This window comes from Rhodospirillum centenum SW, assembly GCF_000016185.1.
Classification (GTDB): domain Bacteria; phylum Pseudomonadota; class Alphaproteobacteria; order Azospirillales; family Azospirillaceae; genus Rhodocista; species Rhodocista centena.
On the sequence record NC_011420.2, the window covers coordinates 1231316 to 1244233 of the forward strand.

Consider the following 12918-nt stretch of genomic DNA (forward strand, 5'->3'; position numbering starts at 1 on the left):
GTCGGGGGGCGGATCAGCACGGATCGCACCATGAACCACTGTGATATCGCCGTGATCGGCGCCGGGCCCGCGGGGCTCGCCTTCGCCCGCGGGTTGGCCGGCAGCGGCCTTTCCGTCACCCTGGTCGAGCGCAGCCCCGAGGCGGCGCTCGCCGAGCCCGCCTTCGACGGGCGCGAGATCGCGCTGACCCATCGGTCCGTGCGGACCTTGCAGGCGCTGGGTGCCTGGGAGCGCATTCCGGCGGCAGAGACCGCACCGCTGCGCGAAGCGCTGGTGCTGGACGGAAACGCCCCGGTCGTCCTGACCTTCGCGCCGGAGACGCGCGGCGCGCCGCTGGGCACCCTTGTCCCGAACCACCTGATCCGGCGCGCCCTCTGGGAGAGCGTGCAGGCGGCCGGCTGTGCGCAGGTGCTGGCGGGTGTGGCGGTCTCCACGGTCACCGCCGGGGAGGACGGGGCAGGCCTGACTCTGGCGGACGGGCGGACCGTCACCGCGCGGCTGGTGGTCGCCGCCGACACCCGCTTCTCCGAGGCCCGGCGCCAGCTCGGCATCGCGGCCACGATGCAGGATTTCGGCCGCTCCATGCTGGTGGCGCGCGTGGCGCACGAGAAGCCCCATGGCGGCATCGCCACCGAGTGGTTCGGGCACGGCCAGACCGTCGCCATGCTGCCGCTGAACGGCGATGTCTCCTCCCTCGTTCTCACCCTGCCCGCCGCCCGGATCGAGGCGCTGATGAAGGCGGACGAGGCTGCCTTCAACGCCGAGGTCACCCGGCGGACGGAGCATCGCTGGGGGGCGCTGCGGCTGGTCGGCTCGCGGCACGCCTACCCGCTCGTCGCCACCTATGCCGACCGCTTCGTGGCCCCGCGCTTCGCCCTGGTGGGCGACGCGGCGGTGGGAATGCACCCGGTCACGGCGCATGGCTTCAATTTCGGCCTGTCCGGCGCGCAGCGCCTGGGGACGGAGATCCGGGCCGCCCTGGCGCGCGGGCGGGATGCGGCCGATCCCGGCGCATTGCGCCGCTACGAGGCGGCGCACCGGGCGGCGACCTGGCCGCTCTTCACCGCCACCAACGCCATCGCCTCCCTCTATACCGACGACAGCGTGCCGGCCCGCCTGCTGCGCGGGGCGGTGATGCGGCTGGGCTCGGCCCTGGCCCCGGCACGGCGGCTGGTGACGGCACAGCTCATGCAGGCCACGACGCCCTGAGACAGCCGCCACCGGGGCGCCCGGATCCAGACCGGGCGCCCCGGCACATCCGCGGCCCATGTTCTTCCGGCACATCCTCTGAACCCGTCTGCCCCGGTCCTTGACGCGGGCCGGGACGGCGGGTCGGCTTCCTGGGACCAACGGTCGCGGGCGGGAAGAATTGCGAATTCGCAATGCAAATGCGAATCGGTATTACTTACAACGCGCTCCGGCCGTTCTCCCTGCCATGCGCCGGCGGTGAGAGCTGCGGCCAGCCGTGCCCCCGACCCGAGGAACAGGACCCATGCGCCGTCCCCCCGCCCGTTCGATCGGCCTTTCGCCGGTCCCGCTCTCCCTCGTCCTGACCCTCGGCGGCACCTGGCCGTCCCTTGCCCTCGCCGCGGAGACGGCGATCGACCTCCCGCCGGTCTATGTGACCACGGCGACCCGCACCGAACATGACATCACCACCGCCCCGGCCCCGGTCCAGTTGATCGACAGCACGGACATCCAGGCCGCCGGCGCCACCACCCTGCGCAACATCCTGGACCTGACCCCGGGCGTCCATGTCAGCCCCACCGGCACCACCTTGCAGATTCGCGGCCTCGGCGGATCGGACACGCTCTATCTGATCGACGGCCGCCGCGTCGAAGGCGAGTTCAGCAACTCCTTCGAGCTGGAGCGCATCGCCGCCTCGATGATCGACCGCATCGAGATCGTGCGCGGTCCCGCCAGCATGCTCTATGGCGCCGACGCCCTCGGGGGCGTGGTCAACATCATCACCAAGCAGCCGACGGCGGGGCTGGAGGGCAGCGTCGACCTTCAGTACGGCGCGAACAACCACGGCGACGGTGAGCGCAGCCTGCTCTCGGCGGACCTGCGCGGCGGCAGCGAGGCGCTCCTCTTCAGCCTCTACGCCAACCGGGTGAGCCGCGATCCCTATGCGGAGCGCGAGACGGCGCGGGTGACCGTGCCGCAGTCCGGAACCCAGATCGCGCCGTCCGCCCATCCCAATGCCCGGATCAGGAACGGGCTGAAGGACAGCTACGACGTGGATGTCGAATACCGCGACAAGGCCGACGTGGACACGGTCGGCGGTGCGGTCGAACTGCTTCCGACCCCGGAGCTGAAGCTCAGGCTCGACCTCAACGCCATGCAGGAGGACCGCGAGAGCACCTACATCAGCAGCCGCTACGCGACGGCCGTGCTGGCGTCGGGCCGCCCGATCCAGGCCGCGAACATCCCGGCCCGCCAGTATGACGACAATGAGCGGCTGGACACGGCCCTGGGGCTGGACTGGTCCCCCTTCAGGACGCTCGACCTGCGCTACCGGCTCCAGTACAGCCGCTATGAGAAGGACCGGGTGGCCTACGCCCTCCCCTATGCCGATCTCGGCTATGCGACCCGGGAGGCCTCGGCCAGCGCCGTCAACCGCTCGACGATGGAACAGTGGGTCAACGAGCTGACCGGCGTCTGGCGCCCGGCCGAGGGCCACTCCCTGGTCGGCGGCCTGGAGCACCGCGAGAACGACGTGGACTCGACCGCCTACGACGCCGACGGCCGCCGTTTCGATTCCGCCTTCCTTCAGCACGAATGGCAGATCCTGCCGGATCTGAGCGCCGTTTACGGTGTGCGCTATGACGACGATTCGGTCGGCGGCTCGAACGTGTCCGTCCAGGCCGGCGGGGTCTGGACCCTGTCGCCCCTCCTGCGGCTGCGGGCGAATTTCGCCCAGGGCTACAAGGCGCCGGACGGCCGCGACCTCTACGTCAACCAGGTGAATCCCCAGGGTGTCCCCATGCTGGGCGCCGAAGTCATTGATCCCGGCCAGGGCAAGACCAGCGCGCACACCGTGGATCCCGAAACCAGCGATACCATCGAACTGGGCCTCGCCGGCGGGACCAGGGTCTGGGACTACGGCCTCACGGTCTTCCACACCGACGTCACCGACCGTATCGAGATGGTGCGCGAGGGCAGCGGGCTGCTGACCTACAACACCTTCCGCAACATCGGCAAAGTCCGCATCCGGGGCATCGAGGCGGAGGGCTCGGTCGGTCTGACGACGGAGCTGCGCGCCCGTGCCTCCGTGACCCTGCTCGATGCGGAGAACCGCAGCGGCGGGGACGCCCTTCTCACCACCCCGGAGACCCTGGCGACGGCCTCGCTCGACTATGCGCCCGGCCCGGGCTGGCTGCTGCGGGCCATCGTCCGCCACACCGGGGAGCAGGACTATTCCGGGCGGGCGGGCGTGGAAAAGGCCGACGACTACACCCTGGTGCATCTGAAGGCGAGCTATGCGCCCCCGGCCCTGGAGGGGATCGAGGTCTACGGCGGCATCGACAACCTGTTCGACGGGAAGGTCGATCCCGGCCTGGGGTCTGACCCCGGACCTTACGCCTATCTCGGCGTGCGCTATCACTTCTGACCCGCCAGCCGCACCGGAACCGATCCATGTCCGACATGTCCCGCCCGGGCTTCCTGCTGCCGCTCGCCCGGCACGGAAGCCTCCTCGCCCCGGCCCTGGTGCTGCTCGGAATGCTGGTCCTGCCGGCCGGGGCCCGGGGACAGGGAGATACGCGCACGGCGGTGGTGCTGCCGCCCGACGACCGCGAGCATCTGCTGGAGGAGATGCGCGGCTTCCTCGTCTACACGACGGCAACGCTGGAGGCTGCGCTCGACAGCGACATGGCGCGGGTGCAGCAGCTCGAGCAACAGATGCGCCCGCCGCTGGCGCGGGCCCGGCAGCTCGCCTCCGACGATCCCCTGCCGACACCGGCCATGGCGGGCCGGGGAGCGGCGGTGGGCGGCGGTCCGGGGGGCGGCCCGGGCGGGGGGCAGCCCACCCGTTTCGAGCGCATGCGGCGCAACCTGCCGCAGACATTCCGTCTGCTGATGCTGCAGATGCGGGAGGATATCGCCGAGATCGGCCGTGACGCCGTATCCCGCAACGACCCGGCGCACACGCTGCGCCAGCTCCACAAGGTGCAGACCGTCTGCATCGCCTGCCACGAGGCCTACCGCCTGGAAGCGGGTATTCCCGACGCCCAGCGGTGAACCGGCTCCAGCGGATGCCGGTGCATTCTTCTCGCTCCGGGCGGAAGGATCTCCGGGAGCCGCCGGCGCGGACCCGATCCTGTTCTTGGTGTTCCCTCCCTCTTGTGTGCGGTCGGGGGGTATCCGCTGGACTGGTTCTCCCCCGGCGGACGGGAAAGAACGCGTTGAGCGGTCCTTGATCTGCCCCACAGAGACCGGGCATGGCCCTTCACGGGAAAGAAAGGGCCTTGGGTTGTTCGGGGTGCGTTGGTCGCAGCCGCCTCCGGATGTCGGTCAGGCGCGCAGCAGCAGCAGCCGGACCAGAGGATTGGGGAAGCGTCGCGCCATGGTGACCGCGTGGAAGGTCTCCACGATGTCCGGCACCTGGACGGCTTCGACCAGCACGCCCGCCGCAATCTCGTCCTTGACCACGATGGGCGGAAGAACGGCCAGCCCGATGTCCTCGCGGGCGAGAAGACGCATCATCGCCATGTCCTCGACTTCCGCGACGACCTGCGGCCGGATACCGAGACGATCCGCCAACGCATCGAAGCCCGTGCGGACGCTGCTGTCCGACGTCGGCAGGATGATGGGGTGTCTGCGCAGGTGTTCCATGAGGCCCCCGCCATGCCCCACGCGATCCGGCGTCCCCACCAGACTGACCGGACGCTCCGCAAGACGATGGGTGACGAGAGGGGTCAGTGCGTCTCCGGGCGGGGCCTGATTGAGCAAGACCACGTCAAGCTTGAGCGCCTCCAGCGCCCGCAACAGTTCGCCCGCGCTGCCCGATCGAAGAATGAGGTCGATGTCCGTCCGGCCAAGGACCGGACGGAGGAATTCCAACTGGAAGTTCCGTGACAGGGTGGCGAGCGAACCAATACGCAGGGCCTGCCGGGCGGCGCCTGTCTGCCGCAGGGTGGCCAGCATTTCGTCGCCGGTGGCGAAGATCGCGTCGGCATGGTCGAGCACGATCTGTCCAGCCTCCGTCAGATGCAGCTGCCGCCCCCGGCGTTCGAACAGCGCATGACCGAGGCGTTCCTCGAGTTTGCGGATCTGCACCGACAGGGCTGACTGCGTGAGATTCAGCCGTTCTGCGGTGCGGGTGAGGTTGCCCTCATGCGCAACCGCCCAGAAGTAGCGCAGATGGTTGTAGTTGAGCGATGTCATGACGTTCGATTTTAGCGAACGATTCGCCGCTAACAATGAATTTTTATCCGGCTCCGTCGATCGATATTCGAGGCATCCCGACCGCCATCGCTCAAGGGGATTGCCTTGTCGCTGTATCTGCTCCCGCTCTCCGCACCGTTCCTGCTGCTCGTCGCCGCCGTCGTGGGATTTCTGCGGAACGGCCGACGCCCTGCCCCGGCCCCGGTCTTCGCGGAGGCCGCAGCGCTCGGCGCGCTGCTGACCGCGGTGGCATCGCTTGCGCTTCTGGTCCTGCGCGGGGCCGGCGACAGCGGGGTGATCGGATGGGGGGACCTCGGCCTCTCTGCGCGGCTCGACGCGGTGAGCGTCACGATGCTCCTTGTCGTAGCGTTCGTCGGCTGGATCGTCGTGCGGTACTCCCGCACCTATCTCGACGGGGAGGACCGACAGGGCTGCTTCACCGGCTGGCTGTGCGCTGCGCTCGCGTCCGTCTTTCTGTTCGTCCTGGCCGGAAACCTCGTCCAACTGGTCGGGGCCTGGATCGCAACCAGTTTCGCGTTGCACCACCTGCTCCTGTTCTACCCGGAGCGCTGTGCGGCGCTCCGGGCCGCGCGCAAGAAGCGGCTCTTCTCGATGATCGGCGCCAATGCCTTGGCTGTTGCAGCCCTCCTCCTCTGGGCGAGCTTCGGCACGGCGGATATCGCCATGATCAATGCGCTGGCCCGGACCGGCGACGCGTCCTGGCCTGCGATCACGGCCGCCGCCCTGCTCGCGCTTGCCGCAGTCCTGAAATCGGCGCAGTTCCCGACCCATGGCTGGCTTACCGAAGTGATGGAAGCCCCGACGCCGGTCTCGGCGCTGCTTCACGCCGGGGTGATCAATGGCGGCGGCTTCCTGCTGATCCGTTTCGCCGACGTGATGCTGGCTGCCCCCGGCGTGCTCGCCCTGCTGGCGATGCTGGGCGGCTTCACAGCCCTGTTCGGCGCGCTCGTCATGCTGACCCAGCCGGCGGTCAAGACCTCGCTCGCCTGGTCAACGGTCGCGCAGATGGGCTTCATGATATTACAGTGCGGCCTTGCACTGTTCCCGCTGGCTCTGCTCCACATCGCCGCGCACTCGCTGTACAAGGCGCATGCGTTTCTGGCCTCCGGCGGGGCAGTGGAACAGGTGGCGGCCATTCGCCGCCCCGGCCCCGTCGCCGTCCCCGACGGATCCGCCGTAGGTCGGGCCTTTCTGGCCGCACTTGCGATCTATGCCGGGATCGGGGCGGCATTCGGCTTCGCCTTCGGATTTGAGCACAAGTCTCCCCAGGCGCTCGCGCTCGGCACCATCCTGATCTTCGGTGTCGCCTATCTGCTGGCCCAGGGGCTTGCCGATGCCGCGCCGCGTGCACTGACCCGCAGGACCGCGATCTACGCCAGCGCCACCGCCGCCGGATACTTCGCGCTCCAGACGGCAGCCGAATGGCTGACGGCAGGGATCCTGCCGGCGACGCCGGCACCTGGCCGTCTGGAATGGGTCCTGATGACCATCGCAGTGCTGAGCTTCGGACTGGTGGCCGTGGCGCAGGCCCTGTTCCCGCTCTGGGCATCGCACCCCGCCGCAGCGGGACTGCGCGTCCACCTCTCCAATGGCCTGTACGCCAACGCCATGATCGACCGCATGCTCGGCGGCTGGTCGCTCCGCAAGGCGTCGTGAAACGATGACAGCAAGGATACCGCAGATGCTGATGACTGCGACCGGATCGCCGTTCCTGACCGCTGAGACGATCATCGTGGCCGCCGACCGTGCGGCGCGCGCCATCCCCCCTCTCTGGCCGCTCGCATCGAGCGTCGCGGTCAATCCCTTCATTGGCCAGGCCGGCGATACGCTGCCGACTGCGGCAGCACGCCTGCGGCGCGCCGCCGGGATCGCGCTGACGATGCCCCGGTCCTGGTATGCCGAGCGACTGCGTTCGGGCGAGATCGCCGAGGGCGACCTGCAGGCCGCCTTCGATGCAGCGCCCGCAGAGCTACGGCCGAAGACGCTGGCCGCCCTGAAGCAGGCCGCCCACGCCCAAGGGACGAGACCGCCTGCCCTCCCGACGGTCGCTGAACTGGCACGCGATCTCGACTCGATCGACTGGCCGGGCATCGTCAATGACCGCATCGGTCACTGGGCGTCCGGGTATTTTGATCAAGGTCAGGCACTCTGGGCCACCGCGCAGGCGCAGCGCGCCTACGCGGCGTGGCGGACTGTCGCCACGCACGACCTGACGCCGGAGATCGCGGGGCTTGCCGGGTTCGCACAGAACGTGGCGGATGCGCCGGCAGACGCCGAGGCGGCGCTCGTCAGATGCGTCACCCGACTCGGGCTCTCCGGTGCTGCGCTGGAAAGCTATTTCCACCGGTTGCTGATGACTCTCGGCGGCTGGGGGCAGATCGCCCGCTATCGGCTCTGGCAAGCGGAACTGACCGGAAACACCGATGCGTCCGTGGTCGACCTGCTTGCCATCCGCTTGACCTGGGAAGCGGCCCTGCTGCGCCAATACGGGGCCGCGCTCGAACCACAGTGGCAGGCTGCCATCGCTGCCTACGCCCGGCCGGTTGCCGCGACCCTGGAGGATGGCGTTGACGCCATTCTCCAGGAGGCTGCCGAACGCGCAGCGCAGCGGCGCCTCCACTCCCTTCTTTCGGAAACACCTTCTGCTCTGGCCGCTCCGGGGCGTCCCGCCCTTCAGATGGCTTTCTGTATCGACGTGCGCTCGGAGGTCTTCCGCCGGGCGCTCGAAAGCCTTGATCCCGGAATCCGGACCCTGGGATTTGCGGGGTTCTTCGGCCTGGGAATCGGCCACCGCCGCTTCGGCTCGGATGTTGTCGAGGCTCGCCTCCCGGTGCTGCTGAGGCCGGGCGTGTTCACCTGCTCGGGAGAAGCGACGCCGGCGATTGACAAGGCCGATCTGACCGCGCGGATCACGGCACGCGCGAAGCGGGCCTGGGGCCGCTTCAAGCTGGCAGCCATTTCCTCGTTCGCCTTCGTCGAGGCTGCGGGGCCGATCTATGTCGGCAGACTCCTGCGCGACGGGCTGGCCCTGCCCCGGCCTTCCGCGCCGAACGATCCTGCCCCGCGCCCGGCCGACGATCTCGGCTTCGACACGAGACTGGGGATGGCCGCGAACGTGCTCAGGGCGATGTCGCTCACCGAGGGATTCGCACGGCTTGTCCTGCTCGCCGGGCACGGCGCCAGTGTGGTCAACAATCCGCATGCCAGTGCGCTGCACTGCGGCGCGTGCGGTGGGTATTCGGGCGAGGTGAACGCCCGGCTGCTCGCAGCGCTGCTGAACGACCGGGACGTGCGCGCCGGCCTGGCCTCTCAGGGCATCAGAATACCGGACGATACGGTGTTCCTCGGCGCCTTGCACGACACGACCACGGACGAGGTCACGGTCTATGCTGCCGACCACCCGTCCGTGGCCCATGCCGGGGATCTGGAGCGGGCACGGCGCTGGCTGACATCGGCCGGTGTGCTGGCCCGGGGGGAACGGGCGCTGCGCCTGCCGCGTGCCGCGCGCAGCCAGGACATCCCGCATCGCGCCCGTGATTGGGCCGAGCTTCGCCCCGAGTGGGCGCTCGCCGGCTGCCAGGCCTTTGTCGCGGCGCCGCGGGAGCGGACTGCCGGACGCGACCTGGAGGGACGGGCCTTTCTCCACGACTATGACTGGCGTCGTGACAAGGGCTTCGGTGTGCTGGAACTGATTCTGACGGCGCCGGTCGTGGTCGCCAGCTGGATCAGCCTTCAGTATTACGGGTCCGTTGTCGCGCCCGATGTCTTCGGCGCGGGCAACAAGCTGCTCCACAACGTCACCGGCGGGATCGGCGTGGTCGAGGGCAACGGCGGTCTGCTGCGGTCGGGACTGCCGTGGCAATCCGTTCATGACGGCGAACAGCTGGCACATGAGCCGCTGCGGCTTTCCGTGCTGATCGAAGCGCCCCGGGAGGCGATCGCCGGCATCCTGGAACGGCACCCCGGGGTCCGCACGCTGTTCGACAATCGCTGGCTGCACCTGTTCGCCCTGGACGATGAGGGTCACATGGCCTGGCGCTATACCGGCGATCTGCGTTGGGAGAACTGCAGCCGCGATGCGGCCTCTGGAAGAATACCGCTTCGAGAACTTGCGTGAGAAATCGTCAGCCCATCTTCCCCGCGTTCCGCCACGCCTGTCGAACGGGTGGCTGAGTCGGCACAGCGATAATGGTTCCCTGCCGGCTGTTGCGCCAGGGAACCTGAGCGAAACGGCTCAAACAGCAGGCAGGGGACAAGTTCGTCCAGCCGCCCCTGCAGGGCGCCAGCCTCGATCCGCCGGACGACCGGTGCCGACCGCATCGTCCACGGTGAGAGCGGCCAGGGCCGTCACCAGCCGCCGTTTCGCTGCCAGGACACGGGTATCGAGCCATGCCGCCGCCTGCTGCGCCGCAAACGAGCCGGAGGGTCCGACGACTCGCCAGAGCGATCCTCGGTCAAATGCGATAGCCGTGGCCGCGGCGGCAGGGATGCTTGACGCTCGACTGGAACCAAACTAGAACATGCGCTTGACGTTCCGGTAATGTTCCTACATGTTGTGGGCGGACAAGAACAGGGGGCGATATGCTGACGCGGAAGCAACAGGAACTGCTCCTCTTCATCCATGAGCGACTGAAGGACGGTGGCGTGTCCCCCTCCTTCGACGAGATGAAGGATGCGCTGGGCCTGAAGTCCAAGTCCGGCATCCATCGTCTGATCACGGGACTGGAGGAACGGGGCTTCATCCGCCGCCTGCCCCACCGCGCCCGCGCGCTGGAGGTGCTGCGCCTGCCCGAACAGCCCGCACCGCTGCGGGTCGCCCCGCGGACGGAGGAGCCGGTGCGGTTCCGCCCCAATGTCATCCGCGGCGATTTCCGTGGCGCCCTGCCCGGCCGGGAAGCCCGCGGCGATGCGGAGGCCGTCAGCCTGCCGCTCTACGGTCGCATCGCCGCCGGCCTGCCGATCGAGGCGCTGCGCGACACCACCGCCAGCATCGACGTGCCGACGGGGCTGATCGCCTCGGGCGAGCACTACGCCCTGGAGGTGGCCGGCGACTCCATGGTGGATGCCGGCATCCTGGACGGGGACACGGTCATCATCCAGCGCTGCGAGACGGCGGAGAACGGCACCGTCATCGTCGCCCTGGTGGACGACAACGAGGTGACGCTGAAGCGCCTGCGCCGCAAGGGCAACTCCATCGCGCTGGAGCCTGCGAACCCCGCCTATGAGACGCGGGTCTTCGGCGCCGACCGGGTGCGCATCCAGGGCCGTCTGGTCGGCCTGATCCGCCGCTACTGATCCCGCCCCCGGACCGTCTCTAGCTCCACGGCCGTGCCAGGGGGTGCGGCCGTCCCGTCCGGATCACGATACGCCCGTCCGCCCCGATGAAGACCGCGTGCGCCCCCCGCTCCCGCAGGGCACCGCTGTCGATCACCCGGGGCCCGTCGCAGCCCAGGGCGCGCAGCCGGGTGATGACCAGATCCGCGCCGGTACAGGCGGGGTCAAGTCCCTCCGGCTTCATGACGATGGCCGCCGTCACCCCGTTCAGGCGGTAGCGGCAGACCAACGGGTCGCAGGTCAGCCGCCCGTCCGCCGTGCCCGCCTTCGGCCAGCGTGGCGGTGCGTCCGTGCCGCCGTCGCGGCGCCACCAGACCTCCGCCTCGAAGCGGGCGGCCCGGCCGGTGGAGACGAGCAGCGATCCGTCGGCCGCCCGAACGCCCACCAGCTTGCCGCTGGAGGTGACCCGGAGGTCGGGCGGCGCTGCCGTTGCGGCCAGCGCGACCCCGAGCCCCATGGGCAGGAGCCCGAGCAGGCGCCAGGAGCGCCGCCACAGCGCCAGCCACAATCCGCCGATGCCGAACAGCAGCAGGGCTGCCGGCGGTGCGGCTGGAACATGCAGGACCGCCCCCGGCAGTCCGGCCACCGCGTGCGCCGTCCAGAGGATGGCCTGCACGCCCAGCCCCATGGCATCCACCGCCCAGCCCTCCAGCCCGAAGGGCATCAGGCCATAGACCACGAGCCCCCAGGGCATGACCCAGAAGGAGGTGACGGGCACCGCCAGCAGGTTGGCCAGCAGCCCGTAATTGGCTCCCTGCTGGAAATGGTAGAGCCCGAAGGGCGTCGTCGCCGTGCCCGCGACCAGGGAGGTCAGCGCCAGTCCCCCGACATAGAGCAGGCCGCGCCGGACCGGACCTGCCTGCGCATGCCAGTCGCGCAGCGTCGGCCCGGCGGCCTCATAGGCAGAGACCAGCGCGATCACGGCCCCGAACGACATCTGGAAGCTGGGACCGAGCAGCGCCTCCGGCTGCCAGAGGAGCACCACCGTGGCCGCGAAGGCCACCACCCGCAGCGAGAAGGGAGAGCGGTCGGCGAGCACGGCCAGCAGCATCAGCCCCGTCATCAAAGCCGAGCGCACCGTCGGCACCGGGGCGCCGACCAGCACCGTGTAGCCCAGCGCGCCCGCCAGCGCCGCCACGGCCGCCCATTTCTTGATCGGTCGGCGCAGCGCCAGTGGCTCGACCAGGGCCAGCAGCGCCCGCAGGGTGAAGAAGACCAGCCCGGCCACCAGCCCGATATGCAGACCGGAGATGGAGAGCAGGTGCTGGAGCCCCGACACCCGCATCGCCTCCAGATCGGACTCGGGGATGGCCGTCGGCTCGCCGTTCAGCAGCGCCGTCGCCACGGCACCCGTGGCACCGTCCAGGCGCGCCTCGACCCGCTCCGCAATGCCCTGCCGCAGCCGCTCCAGCCACGCCTGCGCGGCCGCCCATCCTTCGGGTGGCGGGGCCGGCATAGGCTCCGCTGCGGACAGGGCGAAGCCGACCGCGCCCAGGCGCAGGAAATAGGCATGCCGCCGGAAATCATAGGCTCCCGGCTCCGGCATGTCGGGCGGCGGACGCAGCACGGCCAGCAGGCCGATGCGCGTCCCCGCCGGCGGAGCCACGTCCCCCTTCTTCAGCCGGACGCGGACCCGCGCCGGAGTCTCCGCCGCCGACAGCCGCCCGACCGTCACGTCGGCGAGCGTGACCCGTAACCCCTCCTCCAGCCGGTCGATACCGACGACGCGCCCTTCCACGCGCATCGCCCGCATCTCATAGGCCAGCACCGGGGCGCCGACGCTCCAGGTCCTGAGCTGCGCCGCAGCGAAGCCCGCCACGAGGATCAGGAGCACGGTGGGCAGCAGGACTGCGCCGCTGCCGGGCCAGCGCCGGCGCGACAGCACAAGCAGAACCGCCAGCGGAAGCAGGAGGGCCGCGCCGAGCCAGAGCGGTGGCTCCGTCAGCAGGGCGAAATAGAGCAGAATGCCCGCCGACAGCCCGACCGGGAGCCAGAGCACCCAGCGGTCGCGCTCCTCCAGGAACGGCGCCCGGACGGCGGCGAGCAGGACGCGGACCCGGCCGGGCGGCGCTGCCGGCGGGTCGTACCCGTCCGTTTCCCGTCCGTCCGTGCCGGGGGCAGCCCCGTCCAGCGCATCCGCTGCATCGGTCCAGCCGGTCACGCACAGACCCCGTC

8 protein-coding genes are annotated in these 12918 nt (G+C 69.9%); 6 read left to right on the forward strand and 2 right to left on the reverse strand.

What is annotated here, in order from left to right; translation table 11 throughout:
- Positions 1–30 precede the first annotated feature (30 nt).
- The 3 genes from ubiM (at position 31) to RC1_RS05655 (ending at position 4242) form a co-directional block, all read left to right on the forward strand.
- Positions 31–1209, forward strand: a complete 1179-nt coding sequence (gene ubiM / locus RC1_RS05645) for a 5-demethoxyubiquinol-8 5-hydroxylase UbiM (RefSeq protein WP_012566385.1) — start codon at positions 31–33, stop codon at positions 1207–1209.
- 283 nt (positions 1210–1492) lie between these two features.
- A complete protein-coding gene (locus RC1_RS05650) occupies positions 1493–3613 on the forward strand; it encodes a TonB-dependent receptor plug domain-containing protein (protein ID WP_012566386.1) in 2121 nt (706 codons plus the stop codon).
- A gap of 26 nt (positions 3614–3639) precedes the next feature.
- A complete protein-coding gene (locus RC1_RS05655) occupies positions 3640–4242 on the forward strand; it encodes a hypothetical protein (protein ID WP_012566387.1) in 603 nt (200 codons plus the stop codon).
- Between the two features lie 273 nt (positions 4243–4515).
- On the opposite strand, the gene RC1_RS05660 is transcribed toward RC1_RS05655, so the two are convergent.
- Complete coding sequence (locus tag RC1_RS05660; RefSeq protein ID WP_012566388.1) at positions 4516–5388, reverse strand: LysR family transcriptional regulator; 873 nt, start codon at positions 5386–5388, stop codon at positions 4516–4518.
- A 105-nt stretch (positions 5389–5493) separates the two neighbouring features.
- Between RC1_RS05660 and RC1_RS05665 the strand changes: the two genes are divergently transcribed.
- The 3 genes from RC1_RS05665 to lexA all read left to right on the forward strand — a co-directional run bounded on the left by RC1_RS05665 (position 5494) and on the right by lexA (position 10704).
- Entirely contained in the window at positions 5494–7065 is a 1572-nt protein-coding gene (locus RC1_RS05665; RefSeq protein ID WP_012566389.1) for a proton-conducting transporter transmembrane domain-containing protein, read from the forward strand.
- Positions 7066–7090: 25 nt separating this feature from the next.
- On the forward strand, positions 7091–9526 hold the full coding sequence (locus RC1_RS05670; RefSeq protein WP_012566390.1) for a YbcC family protein: 2436 nt from the start codon (positions 7091–7093) through the stop codon (positions 9524–9526).
- A gap of 464 nt (positions 9527–9990) precedes the next feature.
- Positions 9991–10704, forward strand: coding sequence for a transcriptional repressor LexA (gene lexA, locus RC1_RS05675; RefSeq protein ID WP_012566391.1), 714 nt, complete (start codon positions 9991–9993; stop codon positions 10702–10704).
- A 19-nt stretch (positions 10705–10723) separates the two neighbouring features.
- Here lexA and RC1_RS05680 read toward each other — a convergent pair whose 3' ends face one another.
- Positions 10724–12904 carry a ComEC/Rec2 family competence protein gene (locus RC1_RS05680; protein ID WP_012566392.1) on the reverse strand — a complete coding sequence of 727 codons (2181 nt, stop codon included), beginning with the start codon at positions 12902–12904 and terminating at the stop codon, positions 10724–10726.
- Positions 12905–12918: the final 14 nt, after the last annotated feature.

What these genes read in the sequence shown, in the direction of transcription:
- ubiM (WP_012566385.1), top strand. Translation starts at nt 31, where the DNA reads ATGAACCACTGTGATATCGCCGTGATCGGCGCCGGGCCCGCGGGGCTC.
- RC1_RS05660 (WP_012566388.1), bottom strand. Translation starts at nt 5,388, where the DNA reads ATGACATCGCTCAACTACAACCATCTGCGCTACTTCTGGGCGGTTGCG.
- RC1_RS05650 (WP_012566386.1), top strand. Translation starts at nt 1,493, where the DNA reads ATGCGCCGTCCCCCCGCCCGTTCGATCGGCCTTTCGCCGGTCCCGCTC.
- lexA (WP_012566391.1), top strand. Translation starts at nt 9,991, where the DNA reads ATGCTGACGCGGAAGCAACAGGAACTGCTCCTCTTCATCCATGAGCGA.
- RC1_RS05655 (WP_012566387.1), top strand. Translation starts at nt 3,640, where the DNA reads ATGTCCGACATGTCCCGCCCGGGCTTCCTGCTGCCGCTCGCCCGGCAC.
- RC1_RS05670 (WP_012566390.1), top strand. Translation starts at nt 7,091, where the DNA reads ATGCTGATGACTGCGACCGGATCGCCGTTCCTGACCGCTGAGACGATC.